Consider the following 23,102-nt stretch of genomic DNA (forward strand, 5'->3'; position numbering starts at 1 on the left):
AGTCGCCGGGGACCACGATTAATGATCTCTCGGCCGGTTCTGTTCGAAGGCCGCCTGTTTATCGGGTGACGCTTCGGTCTGATGCTTGGCTTTCCACTCCTGGAACGGCATGCCGTAGACGATTTCGCGGGCGTCATCCTTAGACAATTCAAGCCCCTTGGCCTCCGCCGCGTCCGACATCCAGGTCGCCAGGCAATTCCGGCAGAATCCGGCCAAATTCATCATATCGATGTTCTGAACGTCCGTTCGCGACCGCAAATGCTCGACCAGACGCCGGAATACCGCGGCTTCGAGTTCAATTGTCGTCTGCGGATCGAAAGTCTTCATGGCCAACTCCTTGACCGGCAGGGTCCTGCGACAGGCCTTACGACATAAGCACCATGCCGGCCACCCGAAAGGCCCGCATAAGCTGCGGCCTCTGATGCCTTGACGGAGACGGAGCGTTTGCGCAAACCAGACCCCCAATAATGAGATAACAAGCAGGCATCGGCCTAGGGAGACACTATGAAAGACGGCACGAACGGCGGCGTCCGCGAGACTTTGAGCACGCTGTTCGAAACCGCTTATCGGACGGCCCACCCCGCGGTTTGCCTGCCTGCGCACCTGCCCAAGGTCCCTGAAGGCGGCCGGATCATCATCATCGGTGCCGGCAAGGGCTCTGCCGCGATGGCCGTCGCAGCCGAAGAGCATTACATCGCGACAGGCGAAGCCGACAAAATCTCGGGCCTTATCTCGACGCGCCACGGCTTCGGCTTGCCGACCAAGATCATCGAAATCCTGGAAGCGGGCCACCCCGTTCCCGACGCAAATTCCATCGTTGGTGCCGAACGCGCCATTGCGCTGGCGAAGAGCGCCGGTCCGAACGATCTCGTTCTTTGCCTGTTGTCGGGTGGCGCTTCGGCGATCTGGGCGGCTCCGGTGCCAGGCGTCAGCTTCGAAGCCAAGCAGGCCCTGACGAAACAGCTGCTGAAATCCGGCGCACCGATCTCGGAAATGAATTGCGTGCGCAAGCACCTCTCCGAAGTCAAAGGCGGCAAGCTCGCTGCAGCTGTCTATCCGGCGCGCTTGCTGACGCTCGCTATCTCCGACGTGCCGGGCGACAATCCCGACGAGATTGGCTCCGGCCCGACCGTCGCCGACCGCTCGACGCTGGCGGACGCGCGCGCCGTGCTCGCCAAATGGAAGATCACACCGTCGCCCGAGATCGCGAAAGCGCTCGACGATCCGAAAAACGAAACGCTGAAAGCCGGCGATCCAAAGCTCGCCAATTCGACTTACAAAATCGTCGCCGCACCACGCGCTTCGATCGAAGCTGCAGGCGCCGTCGCGCGCGATCTAGGCTATCGCACCATCATGCTTGGCGACGATCTTGAGGGCGAAGCGCACGAGGTTGCCCGCAAGCACGCCGAGATGGCGCTCGAAGCGAAAGCCAAGGGCGAAAAGGTCGCGATTATGTCCGGTGGCGAATTGACCGTCACGGTACGCGGCAACGGCTCCGGCGGCCCCAACCAGGAATACGCACTCGGCCTCGCCATCGCATTGAATGGCACGCCGGGCATCTCCGGCCTCGCTGGCGATACCGACGGCATCGACGGCGGTGGCGGACACCACAGCGATCCGGCAGGCGCCATGGTTTTCCCCGATACGCTCGCACGGGCTGCGGCACAAAATCTCAATGCCGCCAAGTTCCTGGAGAACAACGACTCGACGGGTTTCTTTCGCCCCATAGGCGATCTTATTCTGTGTGGCCCGACCCAAACCAACGTCAACGATTTCCGGGTCATCCTTGTCGATCCGTAAGCAAGACAAACGTCGTTGGCGAACGGCTGGGGACACAACCAGAACTCTCCGCTATAGGAATTGGAGCTTCTGACTTGCCATCCCGCAATTCTTCGCGCGCCATTGTCCGGCACGTCATCTTTTCGTTGGCCTTATGTGTTTACACGTCGGCGGCACATGCCGACCTGAAGCTTTGCAACGCGACATCGAGCCGGGTGGGCGTCGCCATTGGTTATCAGGACACCACAGGCTGGGCGACGGAAGGCTGGTGGAATATCGCATCGCAAACCTGCGAGACGCTTCTGAAGGGAGCCTTGCCGAGCCGCTACGTTTACGTCCACGCCGTCGATTACGATCGTGGCGGCGAATGGGGCGGCAAAAACGACATGTGCACGACAGAAAAGTCCTTTGCCATCCGGGGGGTTCAGGATTGCGTGAAACGCGGATATAAGCGCACCGGATTTTTCGAAGTAGATACTGGCGAGGCGAAGGAGTGGACCATCCGCCTCACCGATCCGGGCCAAGGAAATGCAGACAAATGAGACGTAATCGGCGGGTCAAGATTGTAGCGACGCTTGGACCCGCGTCTGCCTCCCCGGAGATGGTCGAGCGCCTGTTCATGGCGGGCGTCGATGTCTTCCGTATCAACATGAGCCACTCGACCCACGACGGTTCGAAGGCGCTCTATAACACCGTGCGCGCCTGCGCCGCGCGCCATCGCCACCCCATTGGCATCCTTGCCGACTTGCAGGGTCCGAAGTTCCGCATCGGCAATTTCGACGCCGGCCGCATCAACGTGCCGACCGGCGCGATCTTCAAGTTCGACCGCGACGAAACGCTCGGCACGGAAGAACGCGTTTACCTGCCGCACGAGCAGATTTTCGAAGCCATCCAGCCGGGCCACAACCTCGTCCTTGACGACGGCAAGCTGCGCATGCGCGTCATCGAAGCGTCGCCCGTGCAAATCAAGGCCGAGGTCACGACCGGCGGCATGCTCGCAAGCCGCAAGGGCATTTCGATGCCCGACACGCTGCTGCCGATCAGTCCGCTCACGGAAAAAGACAAGGCTGACCTAGCACACGCGCTGAAACTCGGCGTCGATTGGGTTGCCTTGTCGTTCGTCCAGCGCGCCGAAGACGTGCACGAGGTGCGCCGTCTGATCGGCAATCGCGCCGCCATTCTCTCCAAGATCGAGAAGCCGTCCGCTGTCGCAGCACTCGAAGAGGTGATCGCGGCGTCCGACGCAATCATGGTCGCACGCGGCGATCTTGGCGTCGAAATGCCGGTCGAGAAGGTGCCCGGCATCCAGAAGAAGATCACGAGACTGTCGCGCGCCGCTGGCAAGCCCGTCATCGTCGCGACGCAGATGCTCGAAAGCATGATCTCCTCGCCGATGCCGACGCGCGCCGAAGTCTCCGACGTGGCGACTGCAGTGTTCGACGGTGCCGACGCGATCATGCTCTCGGCAGAAAGCGCCGTTGGCCAATACCCGGTCGAAGCCATCCAGATGATGGACAAAATCGCCCGCGAGGTGGAGCACGATCCGGTTTACGAGCCGATGCTCTACGCGACACAGACCGAGCCTCTGCCGACCGGTGCTGACGCTATCGCCGCCGCCGCATCCGCCATCGCCGACACGGTGAAGCTCGGCGCCATCGTCTGCTACACAGCGACCGGCTCGACCGTGCTACGCGTCACGCGCGAACGCCCCGGAATTCCGGTCATCGGTCTGACGCCGGTTGAATCGACGGCACGTCGGCTGGCTCTGGTCTGGGGCGTCCATACCATCCTGACGGGCGACCCCGAAAACCTCTCGCACATGGTGCGCAAGGCATGCCGCATCGCGTTCGAGGAAGGCTTGGTCAAGGCACGCGAGGGCATTTTAATCACCGCCGGTGTCCCGCTCGGTAGCCCCGGTGCGACGAACATGATCCGCATCGCCTTCATCGACGATTCCGGCGCACCGATCGCGGAAGAGGTGTAAGCCACCCTTATTGCATCTCGCCGGTCTTCACCCATCTTTTGAAGATGCACGGCGACGATGCAAAACAAACCTATCCGCCGCTCAACACCCTGAAGCCGGTCGCGGAAAACGTGTGGCTCGTCGACGGTCCGCTGATCCGCTTCGGCCCTCCGCTTTTGAAAATGCAGTTCCCGACCCGGATGACGCTCATCCGGCTCAAGACCGGCGACGCGTTTATTCATTCTCCAACGCCGCTGAAGCCCGAACTCCGCGCCGAGATCGAACGCATCGCAAAGCCCCATTGGATCTTGGCGCCGAACCGCTTGCACTACTGGTGGACGCCGGACTGGAAGGCGGCCTTCCCGGCAGCCGAGGTTTACCTCGCACCACGCATCAAGGAGCAAGCCGGTAAACGGATCGACTTTCCTTCTCTGCCGTTGGATCGCGATAGCGGCTATCCGTGGGATGGAGAGATCGCGACGATCTCCGTCGCTGGCCGGTACATGACCGAATTCGACTTCTTCCATCGGCCGAGCCGCACTCTGATCCTTGCTGACCTGATCGAAAATTTCGAACCCGACAAACTTTCAATCGGAATGCGCTTGCTGGCCCGCCTCGGCGGTTGCCTCGCTCCGGACGGCGGCATGCCGCGCGATCTCCGCGCAACGTTTTCGAATGAAAAAACGGAGCTTCGCAAAGCCGTCGAAACGATGATCGGCTGGAACCCGGAACGCATCATCGTGGCGCACGGCCGCTGGTACGAATCCCACGGCGCAAGCGAACTGAAACGCGCCTTCCGCTGGCTTTTGACCTAGGCGCGCAAACGAAGGCTTCAGATCCCCTGCCCTTCAACTTCCTTTTTCAACTCGTCGCGTGCCGTCTGGCCGCCCTCGATGTTGGGGTGCACTTTGAGAAGCTGGTCGTAGACTTCCAGCGCAGCTTTTTTCTCGCCCATCTGCACGAGGATCTTGGCCATGCCGTCAAGCGCCCGGAAATTATTCGGCTCAAGGGCGAGCGCCCGTCTTAGATCGCCCAGCGCCGCCGCGTAGTTGTTCATCCGGTATTCGATATAGGCGCGATGGCTCCAGGCCTCCGCATACTGCGGCTCGAGTTCGACGGCCGCATCGAGGAAAGGCAGAGCCTTCTCGTTTTGATTCTGCGCCGAGAACAGCTCACCGCGGTCGATCAGCAGATTGACGGTATCGCCGCCCTGCATACGCCAGAGCCGCTCGATGACGCCGCTGATCTCGCCCGCCTGACGATGGTCGCCTTCGGTCGCGAGATAGGCGTAGAGATTGTCGAGGGTCTTGGAGACCTGTTCCGGTGTCTGCGGCCACGGCAGGCCCATCAGCCCAGGCGGCCCCTTCTGACGCGCTTGAGCACCGGGAGACGGCGCTACGGGCGGCGCTTTCTTGACGGCAGGAGGCGGTTGCGGCGCCGGCACCGGCTCGGCAGGGAACGGCTGGGTCTTCAGCAGCTCATCATCGGCGGCAGCGTTTGCCGCCCCGCCCGTGAGGATCAGAAGACCGATAAGAAGGCGCGCAGGAAAAATCATGCCCCGAAATTAATCCGGGGCATGGCGTTTGGTCAAAAAGACTCTGGTGAATTCGCCGTAACGTCGCATAGACGCCGGCAGCGCCTCAGCCCTGACGGGCCTTGAAGCGACGGTGAGTCTTGTTAATGACATAGACCCGGCCTTTACGGCGCACGACGCGATTATCGCGGTGCCGCGAGCGCAGGGACTTCAAAGAGTTTCTAACTTTCATAACGACACCGGTTAAAGCTGGTGGACAGCTGGAGGCTGAACCTCCAACCCCATCGAGACGGGGCGAAGCTGCGGGATGAAGCCTGCGTTTTAGCGATTTTTTGGCCGAGGCCAAGTGCCTTTGTGCGCTTTTCGGAGAATTTCGCCGTGGTTTTTCGGCGCCCCTCCCCCCAAATCCTGCTGTTTCTCAACATTTCGGCGACTTTGCCCTATGAAGCCCCGAAATTTACCCCCGTGGGGGATAAAAACGCTAACGCAAACGCCTTAGACCATGGAAGGGCCGAGGGCTCATCTGAGTTTGGCGGTACAGGCAATTTTCCCGGCGCTGAGCAGGCAAATCGCCGTTGTCATCCCATCTCCGCACCTATTTATGCAGTGCTTCGGCTACTCACATAGAGACGGGGTGAAAGGAAATGAGCATCAGAATTTTGGTGGCAGGATTGGCAAGCGTGGGGGTTGCAGCGCTTTCGACATATGCGTTCGCCCAGGACGACCAAATCCAGCGATTGACGACAGACAAAATGGAAAATTTCGAGCTGGGCACCATCGCATGGAAAGATGAGCCCCTGCTCCCCAAAGGCGCAAAAAGTGCGCTCGTCATAGGCAACCCCAGCAAGCCCGGCGTCTTTATGGCTTATCTAAAATTCCCGGCGAAATATGAGATTCCAGCCCACACTCATCCCTTCGCTGAAGTGATCACCGTTCTAAAGGGCACGGTTTGGAACGGCATGGGAGAAATGCTGGATCGCGAGAAGGGCAGCAAGCTCGGCGTCGGCGCTAGCTTCACATTGCCTGCTGGCCACGCACACTATCTGTGGAACCAGGAGGAAAGCGTCGTTCTCCTTACCGCGACCGGTCCGTGGAACATCAAATACATCAATCCTGCCGACGATCCGCGCAAATAAGGATCACGCAATCGACACACTTTGCGACAGGCCGGCCATTCACGGCGAAGCCGAAATCCTTTCCGGGGCTCGGCCGACCTGACGTTGGATTTCGAGTGTATGTTGTATCAGTTGCTGAGGCCGCCGGTCGGACGCAGGTCTCGGCTCAATTCAACGACGGCTTGTGGATAACGATAGCAGGAAACAGGCCATATCTTCCACACTGTGATGGCAGACAACGCTGCATCGATAGCAAAGTGTTAAGAAACAACCGACCACGCCAATCATTGCTGACGTATCGGCGCATGAACTCGTTATCGATCAAACGATAACAGTCGTATGAGTAGGTGAAGGGCCAGTCTTGTTCTTCAAACCATTTTCGCAGTTGCGGCTCATCGGGATCACGTTCCGGAACGTGATCGGATGCCCTATCCACTTCCGCACCTAAACCAAATTTTGACGCGAGCCTCTCAAGCCGGAATGCAAAGCCGGAGTGAAGCCATCTGTAGACGATCACCGCGACCCCGCCGGGTTTCAAAACGCGCCACAGTTCCAAGATAGCCGACCTCTGCAGATGGACGGGCAATTGATAGATGAGGTGATTGCATGTGATCGCATCGATCGAGCCGCTAACGAGAGGAAGCCTCGTTGCGTCCCCTTGGACGTAAATGCCCCTATCGCTGAGCTTTTGTTTGGCTTGCTGCAGACCGGTGATCGAGAGATCAATGCAAATACGCTTCTTGAAATTTTGCCCGTAGCTGAGAAGTTCCGGATGCGCGATCGGGCCGCTCCCGACGTCAACAATATAGTCGCCACCCTTTTCGAAATATTTGCTCAGGCGGGAAATGCAGTGACTGGTATGCTCGATTTGTACCTGTTTGGATTCGTTGAGAGCGTCTGTTTCTTTGAATTTACCATTGGCATTCTGCGCCCACCCGAATGAATCATACCAATCAATGATATTCGATGGGGTTGTCGGCTCATTCTCCTGCGGAAGAAGCACTGCGATGTCATCGAAGACGCGATAGCTCCCGGCTTCATCGTCGGTGACATACATATCGCCTCGCCGCCGAAGGGGACGGCCAGTTACAGGACACTGAAAAATATTATCCGCGTGCGCCATAGTGCCGATGCTAGTGCGGCAAAATGGTAAAAGCCTATTCGGCTAAAGGACGTATACCGACAATCTCCCTGATGTCCTGCCTAAAGCTCACGAAGTCCACTTTTTTCGGGGTAAATGCGCGGATTCTCGTCCTCGAAGCTCGAGTCGGATCAATAGGCGGGCAATGATGGGAAAGACCGCAGGCGTTCCGGAAAACCAAAGAAACCAGAGGTTTCGATGGTGGGCACTAGAGGGATCGAACCTCTGACCCCTACCATGTCAAGGTAGTGCTCTACCGCTGAGCTAAGTGCCCGGAAGAAACGAGCTTCTAGAGGGTTAGCGATACCCAGGTCAAGCCCCGGAACGCCGCAATTTGACGATTATAGTCGAAACGCCGTTTCAAGCTGCCAGCAAGCGGTCGACTTCCTTGACCAAGTCCTTGAGATGGAAGGGCTTGGAAAGAACACGTGCGTCTTTTGGCGGCTGGTTTTCACTATTGAGCACGACCGCCGCAAACCCGGTGATGAACATGATCTTGAGATCGGGATCGATTTCGCTGGCGCGCCGCGCCAGTTCGATGCCGTCCATCTTGGGCATGACGATATCCGTCAGCAGCAGCGTGAACGGCTCGGATTTCAGCCGGTCGTAGGCGTCTTCGCCGTTTTCGAAAGCGACGACATCGTAGTTCGCTTTCTCCAGCGCCTTGACGAGAAAGCCGCGCATGGAGTCGTCATCCTCGGCGAGCAAGATGCGACGGATCGGCAGGCTGGATGGCTTAGCGGTCATGGCTACTCTGAATGTGCGAAAACCCCGGACGAGCAATACCCCATATCTCGTCGTACGCAAACTTGGCCCAACTTAGGTAAACGGAGCATGAAACTGTGGAAAGGATCGCTCGACTTCGTGGCGAAATGCTTATTTACCTGGAAACGGCATTGTCGCGCGTAAGCTATGTGCAATCCGCATCACGCTAAAAGTCTTGCATGGACTTCGCGCCGCACCGTTGGCAATGTAGGCCGCTCTGAACAAACATTCTCAAGCCGGGATCTGAACGAGACAACGCCGCACCATGCCCGACGATAGATCCCACGACGTGCCCAGCGCATTTTTCCCGTCCTACGATGTCCTGTCGCCGCGGACACAGGGCGTGCCTTTCGTATTCTCGTCACCGCATTCCGGCCGCCTCTATCCGCCCGAATTTCTAGCCATTTCCAGGCTTGACCCAAAAACGCTGCGCCGTTCTGAAGATTGCTTTGTCGACAAGCTGTTCCGCCCCGTAGCGAGCCTTGGCGCGCCGCTCATCAGCGCGCGTTTTCCCCGCGCCTATCTCGATCTCAACCGCGAGCCCTATGAACTCGACCCGGAACTGGTGCTCGAACCGCTGCCCGCCCACGCCAACACGCAGTCGATTCGCGTCGCCGGAGGGCTCGGCACTGTCGCCCGCATCGTTGCCGACGGCGAGGAGATCTATCCCTCGCGGCTGCGCCTCGAAAACGTGCTGGCGCGCATCGAGCAGCTTTATTTTCCATTCCACGCGGAGCTTTCCCGTCTCGTCACGCAGACACGGGAAAACTTCGGCTATGCCGTCCTAATCGATTGTCATTCGATGCCATCGACGGCGATGGCGCCTGGCGGCGCCCAGCGCCCCGACATCGTCATCGGCGATCGCTTCGGCGCATCCGCCGATCCGCGCCTCACGCTTCTTATCCGCGACGAATTCCAGCGGCGTGGTTTCAAAGTACAGTTGAACCGTCCATATGCTGGCGGCTACATCACCGAGCACCACGGCCGTCCCGGACGAGGCACCCATGCCATCCAGCTCGAAATCAACCGCGGGCTCTATATCAATGAACTGACGTTCCAGGAAAACTCAGGCTATCAGCGCCTGTCGGACGCTCTGATTGATATCGTATCGACGATGTTCCGCGAGGTGCCGGGCATTCTCGACTACCGCGCCGCCGCCGAATAAATGGCGCGCTCCGAGGCACCGGATTCACCATAGAAAAAGGGCCGTCCGAATTCCACGAACGGCCCAAGTCTAGGGAGGAAACGCCCAAGGAGGGCTGCGAAGCGCGAGCGGAGCTCACATATCGCACTGCAAAAATTAAAGGTGCAGCGCATCACCAGCAAATGCGTTTTCCGCAAATCTGGTTATCAAAAAGTGCAGGGCTAAAATTCAGGCATTTCAAGCGCCTAAGTTTGGCGCAACCACTGCGGGCAAAAAAATCCCCAATAAAGAAAGGCCGTCCGAAGCCGAACGGCCCAAGTCTAGGGAGGAAACGCCCAAATTGGGCAGCGAAAGCGGTGAAGCGTGTCATCGCACTCGCAGTCATCACGATGAGCCGGTTCGTGGCGCATCGCAATCTAAACGCGTATTGCACTAGCACATTAAAAGGTGGCTGTATCCAGCTCGCCACAACTTACGTTACTAATATGTATCTAGTTCAACCTTGCTCTATAACGGCATAGCGACTGGCGCTATCAGGAGCGTCTGTCAAACAATTGAAATCTAAGGGTGACCGCGTGGCGGAACGTGTGCCGGCGACCGAATTTCAGGCCATTGTCCGCGTCGCGCAGGATCTGGCCGATATTTCCGGCTCCGTTATCCTCAAGCATTTTCGTAAACCAATGCCTGTGGAAAACAAGGCGGCCGGCGGGGCTTTCGATCCCGTGACGAAGGCCGACCGGGGCGCCGAGAAAGCGATCGTCCAGGCGCTGTCAACCCGCTTCCCCGACCATGGCATCGTCGGCGAGGAGTTCGGCACGCGTCCAGGCACCAGCTCCTATAAGTGGGTCATCGACCCGATCGACGGCACCCGCGCCTTCATCATGGGCTCCCCGCTTTGGGGTACGCTGATCGGGGTGATGAAGGACGACCAACCGATCTTTGGCCTAGTCGATCAGCCATTTACCGGCGAGCGCTTCTGGTCGGGCGACAAGGCGGCCTACCACAGTCTGCGCGGCGGCCGTCCGGCCCGTATCAAGACGCGCGAATGCACCAAGATCGAAGATGCGATTCTGACCTCGACCCACCCCGACCTGTTCGAGACCCCAGAGCAGTCGGCAGCGCTCGCGGCCCTCAAATCGAAAGCCCGCCTCACCCGTTACGGCGGCGACTGCTACGGCTATTGCCTGCTCGCATCCGGCTTTGTCGACGTCATCATCGAATCGGGCCTGAAGCCTTACGACATCGTCGCCATCATCCCGATCATCGAGCGCGCCGGCGGGGTGATCACCACATGGACCGGCGGCGACCCATCGTCCGGTGGTGACATCATCGCGACCGGCGATCCGCGCCTGCACGAAGACGTGCTGGCCCTGCTCAACAAGCTTTAGTTTTATAGGCGACCTTCCGACGGCAACGTTTCGACGCCCATGTAGGCATCGAAAGCGGCCCAGAACCGCTGCCGGATGGCGTCCGTCTCTTGCAGAATCTCATGCCGCGAACCCGGCATCAGAACGTGGCCGCCGGATTTAAGATCGACGGCAAAATCTTCGATCGCCTGCGTCGAAACGACGTGATCGGCGCCCGCCGCAAAGAGCATCATCGGCACGCACACGTATTTCGGATAATCGGGTCGCGAAAGCATGGCGCAGCTTCTCAGCGCCGCCCGGAGCCAGCCGACCGTCGGCGACCCGAGCGCCAAGTCAGGCGCAGCCTCAATGATCGATTTCACCCGCGACCAGCGCACGTAATCGCTCGTCAGCCTGTTATTCTCGAACGCCATGAGATCGTTCGGCTGGTCGGTGCCGCCGCGAACGTAGGCGGTCGCCAGCCCCAGCATCGACGCCGTCGAAGCATAAGCCTTCGCCAGCGGCCGGCTCGCCCCGAGCATGCGCTCGTGGATGTCGATCATCGGCGACAGAAGAATCATGCGCGAGAACGGGCTCGCTTCGTCCTGCGCCCCGCGCAGCAGAATGTTGCCTCCGAGCGAATGACCAAGCCCGACGAACGGCTCCGGCAGGTTCGGCCGCACGATCTCGTCAACAAATATCGCTAGATCGCGGTCGTATTCGGTGAAGGCGACAACGTGCCCCTTATGCCGGTTCGACAAGACACGCTCGGACCCGCCCTGCCCGCGCAAATCGAAGATTGCCACGGCGAAGCCGCGCCGCCTGAGATCGGCAACGACCTCGAAATACTTCTCGATGAACTCGCCGCGCCCCTGCACGATGATAACGGTGCCGCGCACCGGCCCGCGCGTGGCCTCCCAAAGCGCCGCGCGCAGCTTGCGGCGGTCGTAGCCGTCGAAAGCCAATACCTCGGCACCGCTTGGAACGGGATTGATCGAAAGCGAAACCAGTTTCATCTGCCGCTCTTCATGCTCATGCGCGCAAGGCGAAAATATTGGGGAAGAAACGCGAACCAACGCGATTAACACATGATCTTGGCAGGCAGCCTCTTGAAGCGAATATTCGGCTTCCTACCTGTTTAGTGTGGTTGCCGCAAAGCGGGACCGCACTGGAAAAACCGAGCCAATTGGCCCGTTTTTACATGTCGCTTCTCATGGAGGATATGTCATGCGACACGCTGAATTTGCCCCCTTTTACCGTTCTGCTATCGGCTTCGACCGCCTGTTCCAGGCGCTCGATCGCTCAGTGAGCTTCGATAGCGAATCCACCTACCCGCCTTATAACATCGAACGGACCGGCGAGAACGCCTACCGGATCACGCTCGCTGTTGCTGGCTTCTCCCAGGACGAGCTGAAGATCGAGGTCAAAGAGCAGACCCTCACGATCGCCGGCGAGAAGGCCGCGGACGCCGAAGGCAAAACCTACCTTCACCGCGGCATTGCTGCCCGCGCGTTCGAGCGCCGCTTCCAGCTTGCCGACCACGTCGATGTGACGGGCGCCAAATTCGAGAACGGCCTCCTGCATGTTGATCTCGTCCGCAACGTCCCGGAGAGCAAGAAGCCCCGGACGATCGCGATCGGCACGGGTGAACCCGTCCAGCAGCTCGAAGCCAAAGCGGCTGCGTAACCTCACGTCTCTCGTGTAGCCTGGAACGGCAGCCTTGCTTCGGCGGGGTTGCCGTTTTTTTGCCTGCCTTCGGGCCTGCGCTGACCATAGGAAATTTTGTTGCCCGGTACTCGCTCGGAGCTTGCCGAAAAAGATCATTGCCACGGCTGCGTGTTACCGCTTGTGCCGCAGTGTCAAATCTGTAGAATTTGCTAGATAGGTCAACATTGCTGTCCTTTGTGCGCCGGTGGGTGGGCGTCTGAGAACAGCTCGGACGTTTGCATCGGCCGTAGCGTCGCTTTACGGCTTCCGAGTGGCGGCGTGGGAGAAATAGAAGTGCTCGAATACAGGATATGCGGTTTGCAGAGCCGTGCGATCGGCGGCGGGCTCCATTCCATTAACCACCACGTGTTATCGCGCCCTGACCGAAAACGGCGGCGCTTGGCGTAATATTCTTCGACCGACGAGATTGCGCAAAAGTCGAACAAACAAAGCGGCCCGCACCCGGGCACGCTTCCGAATAACGAAGTTCTGAATTTGGGCCAACGGGCCATACGAGGCGAGAAATGAGCGAAGGATATCTGTCTCCGCTGGAAGACGAAATCGGCACGGGAAGCCGTCCGGCGGCAGCAGGCCTTTTTGATCCGGCTCTTGAGCGCGACGCATGCGGCGTCGGCTTCATTGCGAACCTCAAGGGTCGCAAATCACACAGCATCGTCGAAGGCGCCTTGAAGATACTCGAAAACCTCGAGCATCGCGGCGCGGTCGGTGCCGACCCGCTTTCCGGCGACGGCGCCGGCATCATGATTCAGATCCCGCATGACTTTCTGGCCGCCGAAACGAAGGCGCTCGGCTTCGATCTTCCAGCACCGGGCGAATACGCTGTCGGCCACATCTTTATGCCGCACGACGAACGCCTGCGCGCGCATTGCGAGCGCGTCTGGGCGCGCTGCCTCAAGGAAGAAGGCCTTGAGCTGATCGGCTGGCGCACAGTGCCGGTTGAAAACGGTTGCTTGTCGGACATGGTGCGCGATGTCGAGCCGGTGCATCGCCACGTCTTCATCCGCCGGCCGTCAAGCATGACCGATCAGGAAGAGTTTGAGCGTCACCTTTATATGGTCCGCAAGGTCGTCTCGAATGCGATCCACGACGCCTATAAGGGCCGCGACATCGGCCACTACACCGTGTCGCTGTCGACGCGCACGCTCGTCTACAAGGGCATGTTCCTGTCCTTCCAGGTGAAGGCCTATTACTCGGACCTGTCCGACCCTCGCCTCGTGTCGGCGCTCGCCCTCGTGCACCAACGCTTCTCGACGAACACGTTCCCATCGTGGAAGCTCGCGCACCCCTATCGCATGGTTGCGCACAACGGTGAGATCAACACCCTGCGCGGTAACGTCAACTGGATGGCCGCACGCCAGGCGTCGGTGTCGTCGCCCCTGTTCGGCGACAAGATCTCGAAGCTCTGGCCGATCTCGTATGAAGGCCAGTCCGACACCGCCTGCTTCGACAACGCGCTCGAATTCCTCGTCATGGGCGGCTACAGCCTCTCGCACGCGGCGATGATGCTGATCCCCGAAGCGTGGGCCGGAAATCCGACGATGGATACCAACCGCCGCGCCTTCTACGAATATCATGCCTGCTTGATGGAGCCGTGGGACGGCCCCGCCGCCATGGCGTTCACCGATGGCCGCCAGATCGGCGCGACGCTCGACCGCAACGGTCTGCGTCCGGCCCGCTACCTCGTGACTAAGGACGACACCGTCATCATGTCGTCTGAGTCCGGCGTTCTGCCGGTCGAAGAAGAAAACATCGTCAAGAAGTGGCGCTTGCAGCCCGGCAAGATGCTGCTCATCGACCTCGAAAAGGGTTGCATCATTTCCGACGAAGAGCTGAAGGCCGAGATCGCCGCCAGCCACCCGTATGAGACGTGGCTGAAGCGCACGCAGATCAAGGTCTCCGACCTGCCGCTGCCGTCGAAGAGCGCCACTGCCGCGAAGTCGAACGTCGCCCTGCTCGATCTGCAGCAGTCGTTCGGCTACACTCAGGAAAGCATCAAGTTCCTGCTGACGCCAATGGCGGAAAAGGGCGAAGAAGCCACCGGCTCGATGGGCACCGACACGCCGATCTCGGCGCTGTCGTCGAAGTCGAAGCTGCTTCACACCTATTTCAAGCAGAACTTCGCGCAGGTCACGAACCCGCCGATCGACTCGATCCGCGAAGAGCTGGTGATGAGCCTCGTCTCTTTCATCGGCCCGCGCCCGAACATCCTCGATCTGCAAGGCACCTCGAAGCAAAAGCGCCTCGAAGTCGACCAGCCTATTCTGACGAACGAAGATCTGGAGCGCATCCGCGGCATCGGCGCGGTCAAGGATAACGACTTCGAGTCAATTACGATCGACATCACCTATCCCGCGGAAAAGGGCGAAGGCGGCATGGGCCCGGCGCTCGACGGCATCTGCGCCGAGGCGGAGGAATACGTTCGCGCCAAGGAATTCAACATCATCATCCTGTCCGACCGCCGCGCCGGACCGGACCGCATTGCCATTCCCTCGCTGCTCGCGACGTCGGCGGTGCACCACCACCTGATCAAGCAGGGCCTGCGCACCTCTGTCGGCCTCGTCGTTGAGACCGGCGAAGCCCACGAGATCAACCAGTTCTGCACGCTTGCGGGCTATGGCGCCGAAGCCATCAATCCGTATCTCGCATTCGAAACGCTCTACACCATGATCCCGGAACTCCCCGAGGGGACGACGCCGGAAATGGTCAAGAAGCGCTTCATCAAGGCCATCGGCAAAGCCATCATGAAGGTGATGGCGAAGATGGGTATCTCGACCTACCAGTCCTATTGCGGCGCTCAGATCTTTGATGCCGTCGGCCTGCGGTCGAGCTTCGTCGAACGCTATTTCACCGGCACGCACACCCAGGTCGAAGGCGTCGGCCTGCGCGAGATCGCGCGCGAAACGGTTGAGCGCCACAAGTCGGCCTTCGGCGATATCCCGGTCCTCGCCAACGCGCTCGACGTCGGCGGCGAATACGCTTACCGCGTCCGCGGCGAAGCCCACATGTGGCGTCCGGGAACGGTCGCCGACCTGCAGCATGCCGTTCGCGCAACCGACAACAAGGAAGCGATGAGCGGCCGTATTCCGCAGAAGTTCCGCGACTTCTCGAAGGCGATCAACGACCAGTCCGAACAGCTCATGACGCTGCGCGGCATGTTCCGCCTGCGCTCGGCGGAAAGCTTCGGCCGCAAGCCCATTCCGCTGGAGGACGTCGAACCAGCCGCCGCCATCGTCAAGCGCTTCTCGACCGGCGCGATGAGCTACGGCTCGATCAGCCGCGAAGCCCACACCACGCTCGCCATCGCGATGAACCGCATCGGCGGCCGCTCGAACACCGGCGAAGGCGGCGAAGAATCCGACCGCTTCAAGCCGATGCCGAACGGAGACTCGATGCGTTCGGCGATCAAGCAGGTCGCCTCGGGCCGCTTTGGCGTGACGACGGAATACCTCGTCAACTCCGACATGATGCAGATCAAGATGGCCCAGGGCGCGAAGCCCGGCGAAGGCGGTCAGCTGCCCGGCCACAAGATCGACGCGACGATCGCGAAGGTCCGTCACTCGACGCCGGGCGTCACGCTCGTCTCGCCTCCGCCGCACCATGACATCTATTCGATCGAAGACTTGGCACAGCTCATCTACGACCTGAAGAACGTCAACCCGAAGGCTGACGTCTCAGTGAAGCTCGTCTCCGAGGTTGGCGTCGGCACCGTCGCTGCGGGCGTCGCCAAGGCGCGCGCCGACCACGTGACGATCTCGGGCTTCGAAGGCGGCACCGGCGCATCGCCCCTGACGTCGATCAAGCACGCGGGCAGCCCGTGGGAAATCGGTCTCGCCGAAACGCATCAGACGCTCGTCGCTAATCTGCTGCGCGGCCGTATCGCCGTGCAAGTTGATGGTGGTGTCCGCACCGGCCGCGACGTCGTCATCGGTGCGCTGCTTGGCGCCGACGAGTTCGGCTTCGCGACCGCCCCGCTCATTGCGGCGGGCTGCATCATGATGCGCAAGTGCCACCTGAACACCTGCCCGGTCGGTGTCGCCACGCAAGATCCGGTTCTGCGCGCAAAATTCTCCGGCAAGCCTGAGCACGTCATCAACTACTTCTTCTTCGTCGCTGAAGAAGTCCGCGAGATCATGGCTCAACTCGGCTTCCGCACCTTCAACGAGATGATCGGTCAAAGCGATCAACTCGATAAGGATCGCGCCATCGAGCACTGGAAGGCGCGCGGCCTCGACTTCACCAAGCTGTTCCATAAGCCGCACGCCCCGGCTGGCGTCGCGATTTATAACAGCGAGCGCCAGGACCACGGCCTCGAAAAAGTTCTCGACGTCAAGCTGATCGAGCTGGCGAAGCCTGCTCTCGAAGGCAAGAAGCCGGTAAAGGCGGAAGTCGACATCAAGAACGTCAACCGCTCCGCGGGCGCGATGCTCTCGGGCGAGGTTGCGAAGCGCTACGGCCATACCGGACTGCCGGAAGATACTATCTGGATCTCTTTCAAGGGGACCGCGGGCCAGGCATTCGGCGCGTGGGTCGCGCACGGCGTCACGCTCGATCTCATCGGCGAAGGCAACGACTATGTCGGCAAGGGATTGTCGGGCGGCAAGCTGATCGTCCGCCCCGATCCCAAGTCGAGTATCGTTCCGGAAGAAAGCATCATCGTCGGCAACACGGTGCTCTACGGCGCCATCACCGGCGAATGCTATTTCCGCGGCGTGGCCGGTGAGCGCTTCGCCGTCCGTAACTCGGGAGCCTACGCTGTCGTTGAAGGCACGGGCGACCACGGCTGCGAATACATGACCGGCGGCGTTGTCGTCGTGCTCGGTCAAACCGGCCGCAACTTCGCTGCCGGCATGTCGGGCGGCATCGCCTATGTGCTCGATGAGGACGGCAATTTCGAAAGTCGTCTCAACAAGGACATGGTGCAGCTCGAAGCCATCACGGCCGATCCGGGTTCGCTGCAGAAACTCGCCCAGCAGGGCGGCGATGTCGCGATTGCGGTCCACAACGTCATGGTCGACATGCGCGAGCAGGACGCCGAGCGTCTGCACACGCTCATTTCGCGGCACGCGCATTACACGAATTCGCGCCGCGCTCAGGACATCCTGAAGAACTTCCAGGCCTACCTGCCGAAGTTCAAGAAGGTGATGCCGGTGGAATACCGCCGCGCGCTGACCGAGCTCGCCAAAGCCCGCGAAACCAATCGCGAAGCTGAGCTCGAAGCAGCCAAGCAATAACGATCACACCGGCACATCGCGGATAGACAAGACGAAAGAAGAAACACGAGAATGGGCAAGCCGACTGGTTTTCTGGAAATCGAGCGCGCCGACCGTAAGTATCGCCCGGTCGAAGAGCGCCTGAAGCACTATAAGGAATTCGTCGTTCCGCTGTCGGAGCCTGAAATAAAAAAGCAGGCTGCGCGGTGCATGGATTGCGGCATTCCCTATTGCCACAACGGCTGCCCGGTCAACAATCAGATCCCCGACTGGAACGACCTCGCCTATCGCGGCGACTGGAAGGAAGCCGCCGACAACCTGCACTCGACGAACAACTTCCCGGAAGTGACGGGCCGCATCTGCCCGGCGCCGTGCGAAGCGTCATGTACGCTGAACATTGACGACACTCCGGTCACGATCAAAACCATCGAATGCTCGATCGCGGATCGCGCGTGGGAAGAAGGCTGGGTGCAGCCGCTGCCGCCCGAGAAGAAGACGGGCAAGAAGGTTGCGGTCATCGGCTCCGGCCCCGCAGGCCTCGCCGCCGCGCAACAGCTCGCGCGTGCCGGCCATGAGGTCCATGTCTACGAGAAGAACGCTCGTCCCGGCGGCTTGCTCGTTTACGGCATTCCCGACTTCAAGATGGAGAAGGGTGTCATCGCCCGCCGCGTCAAGCAGATGGAAGCCGAAGGCGTGACTTTCCATTGCGGCATCCATGTCGGCCAGGATCTTTCGGCGAAGTATCTGGAATCGAAGCACGACGCAGTGCTGATCGCCATCGGCTCCGAGCAGCCGTTTGACTTCTTCGCCAAGTCGCCGGGCCGCAATCTCGACGGCCTACACTACGCGATGGATTTTCTGCCGCAGCAGAACCGTCGCAACGCCGGTGAACCGCAGAAGCCGAAAACGAAAGAGATTTCGGCGGCGGGGAAGCACGTAATCGTGATTGGCGGCGGCGATACGGGTTCCGACTGCATCGGCACCTCGTTCCGCCAAGGCGCGCTGAGCGTGACGCAGCTCGAAATCATGCCGATGCCGCCGGAGAAGGAAAACAAGGCACTCTCCTGGCCGCACTGGCCGCTGAAGCTGCGCATCTCGACGTCGCAAGCCGAAGGCGCCAAGACCGAATATTCGATCTCGACCACGGGCTTCACCGGCGAAGACGGCAAGGTGAAGAAGCTGAACTACACGCGCGTCAATGCCAACTTGCAGCCGATCAAGGGCACCGAGGGTGCGCTCGACGCTGATCTCGTGCTGTTCGCGATGGGCTTCTCGGGTCCCGTCGAATCCGACATCGTCAAGGAATTCGGACTTCCCGTTGTGCCACGCGGCCGCTTCAAGGGGCTCGACGCGACGGACCGCGACTACAAGCTCAGCACTTCGCCGAAACTGTTCTGCGCCGGTGACATCCGTCGCGGGCAGTCGCTCGTTGTCTGGGCGATCCGCGAAGGCCGCCAGGCTGCGCACGCGATCGACAAGTTCCTGATGGGCTCGACCGTCCTGCCGCGCTGACGCGAGATAAACAACGCGTCAGCCTCCTCCACCAACGAAAACAAGCGTTACCCGCGCGGCTGCTGCATCGCGGGTTTCGCCTCGCTGGTCGTATCGGGTTTTGGCGGCCACGTCAGATCGTCGGCGCGCCCCGGCTTCGGCTGCAGCCGTTCGCCTTTCACGAGGAGCCGGAAGTAGGGCGCTTGCGTCGGCGACAACCGCCCACGATCCCGATTGCCGGACGGCGAGATCGAACTCATCAGCGTCAGCCCGCCCGCGATTTGATCGACCAGCAAATCTCCTCGCTGGCCAGACGCCTCGCGCCGCGCCATCAAGGCCACGACCGACGCTGGGATCGCCGGACGAACAATCGGGATTGTCTGCGTCTCGGCGCGGCCATTACCGCTGACGATCTTCAAAATGATTTTGCCGTCGTCCTCTTTCTGATCGCCCGAGGCGTCTGCAGTCGCGGACGCTGGAGTGCCGGTCACGCCATGCGCGCGAACAATCGGCGTCTTCGCACTCGCGTCATTGTTGGCAGCTACGGGCGACGACGGCGCCGGTGTTTTCACGGCATTGCCTGGATTGATCTTCGCCTGCTCCGCATCCGACCCGAGCAGCGGAATGTTTCGGTTCTGCTTCGCCTGAATGAGATCCGGCCGCAGCTCCTTCTCGACGAAATGCGCCAGCTTGCGATTGCCTGCGACGGTGAAGTTCACGCCGTCCCGGAGACGAAGCAATCGGATTGCGCCCTCGAGATCCGGGCCATATGCAGAATATCCGCCGTTATCGTCGGTGAACCCTTGATATGCGTCGATGTACTTAAAGCCATTGAGATAAGCCCGTTCGCGGATCACATCGTTGATGCGCTGTGCAAGATCATTGGCGTCCGAGCGCGCGAAATTGGGAAGTCCGACCCAATAGACAGCCGCGCTGCGCGTCTTGAAAACGCGCATAAGCCGGTCGATCCGCCGCGTATATTCAATGAGCCAAGCTTCGCTGCCGATCGGCAGGCGCTTGCCGTCGTCAGGCCGGATCGAAATGCGATCGTCCTGTCCGGTCATGACGATGGCGATGTTGAACGGCTGGCCCGCCACCGCTTTTTCCAGCGCCGCGACTTTGGCGTCGAAGTTGCGCGACGCGATAGCGGCGAGCGGCGTCACCTGCTTCTGGATGTTTAAACGCACATCGGAATTGAACGCCACTTGCAGGCCGCTCAATAGCCCAGGCGCAAAATCGTCACCGAAAACGCTCACCTGATAGACGTCGTTGTCCGGAAAGGGCGTGAGAAACGTTCCGACCTGATCATCGTCGGCAGCCCAAGCATTGGTCGTCCAAGCCAATGGCGCAAGCAAAACCGCAACCACGACGGCAATGGCCGCGCCCAGAAAGCGGAAATGCCGAAGCAAGGACTTCATGCCGTGTTATGTGCCTTTCGTGGGTTTCGATGCCGACGAATCCGGCGATCAGCATACAGCGTCGCGACCTCCGCTCCAACGCCCGCCGCACCCTTTCCGTCAGCGCTTGGCAGCCTGGGACTCCGCATGCGCCAGCACCCGTTCCGACGGCCAGCAATCGATGGAGAGGCCGTTAGCCTTCTCGTAGAGGCCGATCTGCTTGCGCGTGTTGGACCCGATCTTGCCGTCGATCTTGTCCATCGGATAGCCGAGTTGCTGCAGCCGCGCCTGAATGCCGGCCACGGTATGGGTCCTCGGCTGCGCGAACGACGCCCACGGCGTGACGAAATCGCCGCCGCCACGGATGCGGTCGCCGAGGTTACCAACAAACAGCGCATAGAGGTCGGACGTGTTGTAGAGCCGAATGACGCGGAAGTTCTGCGCCGCCAGAAATGCAGGACCGTAGGCGCCCGCCGGCATCATCAGATAGGCGTCTGAAGCCAGTTCCGTCTTCGTGAACGGCCGCCCGCTGGCTTTCTTGAAGCCCATCTTCACCCAATCGGCAATCGGGCGCGTATCGGGCGGGCCTTCCAGCGAGCAATCGGCATGCTGAGGCGCGATGACCTCGTACCCCCAGCGCGCGCCAGGGACCCAGCCCTTTCCTTTGAGCTGCATTGCCGTGAACGCCAGCGCATCCGCAACGGAGCGCCAGATATCGATCTTGCCGTCGCCATCGCCGTCGATTGCAAATTTGAGATATTCGGTCGGCATCGCCTGCGTCAGCCCGACGGCGCCGGCCCACGACGACTTCATGTCTGAACGCGGAATCCCCTTCTGCAGCATGACGAGCGCCGCGATCAGCTCATCGTGAAAGCGTTCCTTGCGCTTGCCGACATAGGCGAGCGTCGCCAGCATCTGGATGGCATCCTTCGACGGATGATAACTGCCATAGGCAGTTTCACGTCCCCAGATCGCAACGAGCGTATAGCGGTCAACGCCCGTCAGCTTTTCGATCCGCTCGAGCGCCGCCCGATGCTCGGCGAGAAACTTTTTTCCCTGAACACCGAGCTTCTCAAGATAGGGCTTCGACAAATAATCGGCCGCCGTCTTGGTGAACTCGGCCTGTCCAGCGTTGTCGATCTTCGGCCGCCCCGGAATGTCGAGATCTGGAATGCTGTAATCCGGCTTCACGCCCGCAAACGCCGTATCGAACGTTTTGCGGCTAACGCCTGCCGCCTTCGCCTGCGGCCATAGGCTCGCGATGAAACTTGAAAAATCCTGAGTTGGCTTGGCACTGGCGGCGACCGATGTCAGCGCCAGCAGCGCCGATGTGAGCACAGCCGCGGCGCTCGCCCTAAAATACGTGTTCTTCAAGAGCATTGCAGCGCTGCCTTCTTTGAACGTGGCGGCTCGACACGCGCCGCTCTTATGCGCGTGCCCGATGTTAAGGGCATTTTTGCGGCTCAGCTCGCCAGTGCGCCAGCCTTCAGCTCATCGACGCGGCGTTCCCAATTCAGCGCCTGCGCCACGATTTGTTCAAGGTTGTCGTGCTGCGGCTGCCAACCCAGCTGATCGCGGATTTTGGCCGAAGCCGCAACGATCGCCGCCGGATCGCCCGCGCGCCGGGGCGACAGTAGAACTTTGAAATCGACGCCCGATACGCGCTTCACCGCGGCGATAACTTCAATGACGGAATACCCCTTCGAATAACCGCAATTGAAGATGTCCGACGCCCCGCCCCGGCGCAAATGCTCAAGCGCCACCGAATGCGCATTCGCCAAATCACTCACATGGATGTAATCGCGAATGCACGTGCCGTCGGGCGTCGGATAATCGATGCCGAAAATCTCCATATGCGGACGCTTCCCAAGCGCCGTCTCGCACGCGACCTTGATCAGATGCGTGGCGCGCGGCGTCGATTGCCCCGACCGGCCCTTCGGATCGGCTCCGGCGACATTGAAATAACGCAAGGCGATAAACTGGAAATCGTAGGCGCGCGACGAATCCGACAGCATGATTTCGGTCATCAGCTTCGATGAGCCATAAGGCGACATCGGGGCCGGTGGCGCTGTCTCCGAGACGGGATTATCCTCCGGATTGCCGTATACGGCGGCGGTGGAAGAAAAAATGAAATGCTTCACGCCGGATTCGACGGCAGCCGCAATCAGCCCCCGTGATTTCACCGTATTGTTGAGATAGTAGCCGAGCGGATCAGCAACCGAATCCGGAACAACGACAGATCCCGCGAAATGAATAATAGCATTTACGTTATGCGAACGGATCGTTTCCCTGACGAGATCGTTATCTGCAATATCTCCGACCACCAGCGCCGCCCGGCGATCGACAGCCCAACGAAATCCCGTGGACAGATTATCGATGACGACAACATCTTCGCCCGCGTCCAGAAGCTCCAGAACCATGTGGCTGCCGATGTAGCCGGCGCCCCCCGTGACGAGCACGCTCATAGTTGCAATGAACTCCTGATGTCT

At 60.2% G+C, this 23,102-nt stretch carries 19 protein-coding genes and 1 tRNA gene; 10 read left to right on the top strand and 10 right to left on the bottom strand.

Annotation, left to right across the window (positions count from 1 at the left end):
• Window positions 1-18: 18 nt before the first annotated feature.
• Complete coding sequence (locus RLW55_RS00385; RefSeq protein ID WP_414461918.1) at window positions 19-327, bottom strand: DUF1244 domain-containing protein; 309 nt, start codon at window positions 325-327, stop codon at window positions 19-21.
• Window positions 328-504: 177 nt separating this feature from the next.
• Here RLW55_RS00385 and RLW55_RS00390 point away from each other — a divergent pair, with 177 nt between their 5' ends.
• From RLW55_RS00390 to RLW55_RS00405, 4 genes are all read left to right on the top strand, one after another.
• Complete coding sequence (locus RLW55_RS00390) at window positions 505-1,800, top strand: glycerate kinase type-2 family protein (RefSeq protein ID WP_423415281.1); 1,296 nt, start codon at window positions 505-507, stop codon at window positions 1,798-1,800.
• A gap of 101 nt (window positions 1,801-1,901) precedes the next feature.
• Complete coding sequence (locus RLW55_RS00395) at window positions 1,902-2,321, top strand: DUF1036 domain-containing protein (RefSeq protein ID WP_085941688.1); 420 nt, start codon at window positions 1,902-1,904, stop codon at window positions 2,319-2,321.
• Window positions 2,318-3,763, top strand: a complete 1,446-nt coding sequence (gene pyk / locus RLW55_RS00400; protein ID WP_423415282.1) for a pyruvate kinase — start codon at window positions 2,318-2,320, stop codon at window positions 3,761-3,763. The genes RLW55_RS00395 and pyk overlap by 4 nt, the downstream gene beginning before the upstream one ends.
• A 44-nt stretch (window positions 3,764-3,807) precedes the next feature.
• Window positions 3,808-4,557: a DUF4336 domain-containing protein gene (locus RLW55_RS00405; protein ID WP_423415283.1), complete on the top strand. Its 750-nt coding sequence runs from the start codon at window positions 3,808-3,810 to the stop codon at window positions 4,555-4,557.
• A gap of 17 nt (window positions 4,558-4,574) precedes the next feature.
• Here the strand turns inward: RLW55_RS00405 and RLW55_RS00410 are convergent, their stop codons facing one another.
• Together RLW55_RS00410 and ykgO are read right to left on the bottom strand one after the other, a co-directional pair.
• Window positions 4,575-5,297, bottom strand: a complete 723-nt coding sequence (locus tag RLW55_RS00410; protein WP_423415284.1) for a tetratricopeptide repeat protein — start codon at window positions 5,295-5,297, stop codon at window positions 4,575-4,577.
• An 85-nt stretch (window positions 5,298-5,382) separates the two neighbouring features.
• Window positions 5,383-5,508, bottom strand: coding sequence for a type B 50S ribosomal protein L36 (gene ykgO, locus RLW55_RS00415; RefSeq protein WP_013216601.1), 126 nt, complete (start codon window positions 5,506-5,508; stop codon window positions 5,383-5,385).
• A 412-nt stretch (window positions 5,509-5,920) separates the two neighbouring features.
• Between ykgO and RLW55_RS00420 the strand changes: the two genes are divergently transcribed.
• Window positions 5,921-6,412, top strand: coding sequence for a cupin domain-containing protein (locus tag RLW55_RS00420; RefSeq protein WP_423415285.1), 492 nt, complete (start codon window positions 5,921-5,923; stop codon window positions 6,410-6,412).
• A gap of 145 nt (window positions 6,413-6,557) precedes the next feature.
• Here RLW55_RS00420 and RLW55_RS00425 read toward each other — a convergent pair whose 3' ends face one another.
• From RLW55_RS00425 to cpdR, 3 genes are all read right to left on the bottom strand, one after another.
• Window positions 6,558-7,448, bottom strand: a complete 891-nt coding sequence (locus RLW55_RS00425; RefSeq protein ID WP_409562348.1) for a class I SAM-dependent methyltransferase — start codon at window positions 7,446-7,448, stop codon at window positions 6,558-6,560.
• 283 nt (window positions 7,449-7,731) lie between these two features.
• Window positions 7,732-7,806, bottom strand: a tRNA-Val gene (locus RLW55_RS00430).
• Window positions 7,807-7,892: 86 nt separating this feature from the next.
• Window positions 7,893-8,279, bottom strand: a complete 387-nt coding sequence (gene cpdR, locus RLW55_RS00435; protein ID WP_013946396.1) for a cell cycle two-component system response regulator CpdR — start codon at window positions 8,277-8,279, stop codon at window positions 7,893-7,895.
• Between the two features lie 283 nt (window positions 8,280-8,562).
• Here cpdR and RLW55_RS00440 point away from each other — a divergent pair, with 283 nt between their 5' ends.
• Both RLW55_RS00440 and hisN read left to right on the top strand, forming a co-directional pair.
• Window positions 8,563-9,462: an N-formylglutamate amidohydrolase gene (locus RLW55_RS00440; RefSeq protein ID WP_423415286.1), complete on the top strand. Its 900-nt coding sequence runs from the start codon at window positions 8,563-8,565 to the stop codon at window positions 9,460-9,462.
• A gap of 554 nt (window positions 9,463-10,016) precedes the next feature.
• Complete coding sequence (hisN, locus tag RLW55_RS00445; protein WP_423415287.1) at window positions 10,017-10,829, top strand: histidinol-phosphatase; 813 nt, start codon at window positions 10,017-10,019, stop codon at window positions 10,827-10,829.
• A gap of 2 nt (window positions 10,830-10,831) precedes the next feature.
• On the opposite strand, the gene RLW55_RS00450 is transcribed toward hisN, so the two are convergent.
• Window positions 10,832-11,803, bottom strand: a complete 972-nt coding sequence (locus tag RLW55_RS00450; RefSeq protein WP_423415288.1) for an alpha/beta fold hydrolase — start codon at window positions 11,801-11,803, stop codon at window positions 10,832-10,834.
• A gap of 211 nt (window positions 11,804-12,014) precedes the next feature.
• On the opposite strand from RLW55_RS00450, the gene RLW55_RS00455 reads away from it, so the two are divergent.
• The 3 genes from RLW55_RS00455 to RLW55_RS00465 all read left to right on the top strand — a co-directional run bounded on the left by RLW55_RS00455 (window position 12,015) and on the right by RLW55_RS00465 (window position 19,237).
• A complete protein-coding gene (locus tag RLW55_RS00455) occupies window positions 12,015-12,473 on the top strand; it encodes an Hsp20 family protein (RefSeq protein WP_409562344.1) in 459 nt (152 codons plus the stop codon).
• A gap of 545 nt (window positions 12,474-13,018) precedes the next feature.
• The gene (gltB, locus tag RLW55_RS00460; RefSeq protein ID WP_423415289.1) at window positions 13,019-17,746 is read left to right on the top strand and encodes a glutamate synthase large subunit; all 4,728 of its coding nucleotides are present in this window, start codon (window positions 13,019-13,021) and stop codon (window positions 17,744-17,746) included.
• 51 nt (window positions 17,747-17,797) lie between these two features.
• Complete coding sequence (locus RLW55_RS00465; RefSeq protein ID WP_024275402.1) at window positions 17,798-19,237, top strand: glutamate synthase subunit beta; 1,440 nt, start codon at window positions 17,798-17,800, stop codon at window positions 19,235-19,237.
• A gap of 47 nt (window positions 19,238-19,284) precedes the next feature.
• On the opposite strand, the gene RLW55_RS00470 is transcribed toward RLW55_RS00465, so the two are convergent.
• The 3 genes from RLW55_RS00470 to galE form a co-directional block, all read right to left on the bottom strand.
• Entirely contained in the window at window positions 19,285-20,634 is a 1,350-nt protein-coding gene (locus tag RLW55_RS00470; protein WP_423415290.1) for a DUF459 domain-containing protein, read from the bottom strand.
• A 99-nt stretch (window positions 20,635-20,733) separates the two neighbouring features.
• Window positions 20,734-21,993: a lytic murein transglycosylase gene (locus RLW55_RS00475; RefSeq protein WP_414461909.1), complete on the bottom strand. Its 1,260-nt coding sequence runs from the start codon at window positions 21,991-21,993 to the stop codon at window positions 20,734-20,736.
• A gap of 83 nt (window positions 21,994-22,076) precedes the next feature.
• Window positions 22,077-23,078: a UDP-glucose 4-epimerase GalE gene (gene galE, locus RLW55_RS00480; protein ID WP_409562340.1), complete on the bottom strand. Its 1,002-nt coding sequence runs from the start codon at window positions 23,076-23,078 to the stop codon at window positions 22,077-22,079.
• Window positions 23,079-23,102: the final 24 nt, after the last annotated feature.

This window comes from Hyphomicrobium sp. B1 (genome assembly GCF_049532635.1).
Classification (GTDB): Bacteria; Pseudomonadota; Alphaproteobacteria; order Rhizobiales; family Hyphomicrobiaceae; genus Hyphomicrobium_B.

Excerpts from the sequence above, each read along its gene's own strand:
- RLW55_RS00450 (WP_423415288.1), bottom strand. The coding sequence starts at position 11,803 with ATGAAACTGGTTTCGCTTTCGATCAATCCCGTTCCAAGCGGTGCCGAG.
- cpdR (WP_013946396.1), bottom strand. The coding sequence starts at position 8,279 with ATGACCGCTAAGCCATCCAGCCTGCCGATCCGTCGCATCTTGCTCGCC.
- pyk (WP_423415282.1), top strand. The coding sequence starts at position 2,318 with ATGAGACGTAATCGGCGGGTCAAGATTGTAGCGACGCTTGGACCCGCG.
- galE (WP_409562340.1), bottom strand. The coding sequence starts at position 23,078 with ATGAGCGTGCTCGTCACGGGGGGCGCCGGCTACATCGGCAGCCACATG.
- RLW55_RS00455 (WP_409562344.1), top strand. The coding sequence starts at position 12,015 with ATGCGACACGCTGAATTTGCCCCCTTTTACCGTTCTGCTATCGGCTTC.
- RLW55_RS00390 (WP_423415281.1), top strand. The coding sequence starts at position 505 with ATGAAAGACGGCACGAACGGCGGCGTCCGCGAGACTTTGAGCACGCTG.
- RLW55_RS00475 (WP_414461909.1), bottom strand. The coding sequence starts at position 21,993 with ATGCTCTTGAAGAACACGTATTTTAGGGCGAGCGCCGCGGCTGTGCTC.
- gltB (WP_423415289.1), top strand. The coding sequence starts at position 13,019 with ATGAGCGAAGGATATCTGTCTCCGCTGGAAGACGAAATCGGCACGGGA.
- RLW55_RS00410 (WP_423415284.1), bottom strand. The coding sequence starts at position 5,297 with ATGATTTTTCCTGCGCGCCTTCTTATCGGTCTTCTGATCCTCACGGGC.
- ykgO (WP_013216601.1), bottom strand. The coding sequence starts at position 5,508 with ATGAAAGTTAGAAACTCTTTGAAGTCCCTGCGCTCGCGGCACCGCGAT.
- RLW55_RS00405 (WP_423415283.1), top strand. The coding sequence starts at position 3,808 with ATGCACGGCGACGATGCAAAACAAACCTATCCGCCGCTCAACACCCTG.
- RLW55_RS00425 (WP_409562348.1), bottom strand. The coding sequence starts at position 7,448 with ATGTATGTCACCGACGATGAAGCCGGGAGCTATCGCGTCTTCGATGAC.
- RLW55_RS00385 (WP_414461918.1), bottom strand. The coding sequence starts at position 327 with ATGAAGACTTTCGATCCGCAGACGACAATTGAACTCGAAGCCGCGGTA.
- RLW55_RS00470 (WP_423415290.1), bottom strand. The coding sequence starts at position 20,634 with ATGAAGTCCTTGCTTCGGCATTTCCGCTTTCTGGGCGCGGCCATTGCC.
- RLW55_RS00440 (WP_423415286.1), top strand. The coding sequence starts at position 8,563 with ATGCCCGACGATAGATCCCACGACGTGCCCAGCGCATTTTTCCCGTCC.
- RLW55_RS00420 (WP_423415285.1), top strand. The coding sequence starts at position 5,921 with ATGAGCATCAGAATTTTGGTGGCAGGATTGGCAAGCGTGGGGGTTGCA.
- RLW55_RS00465 (WP_024275402.1), top strand. The coding sequence starts at position 17,798 with ATGGGCAAGCCGACTGGTTTTCTGGAAATCGAGCGCGCCGACCGTAAG.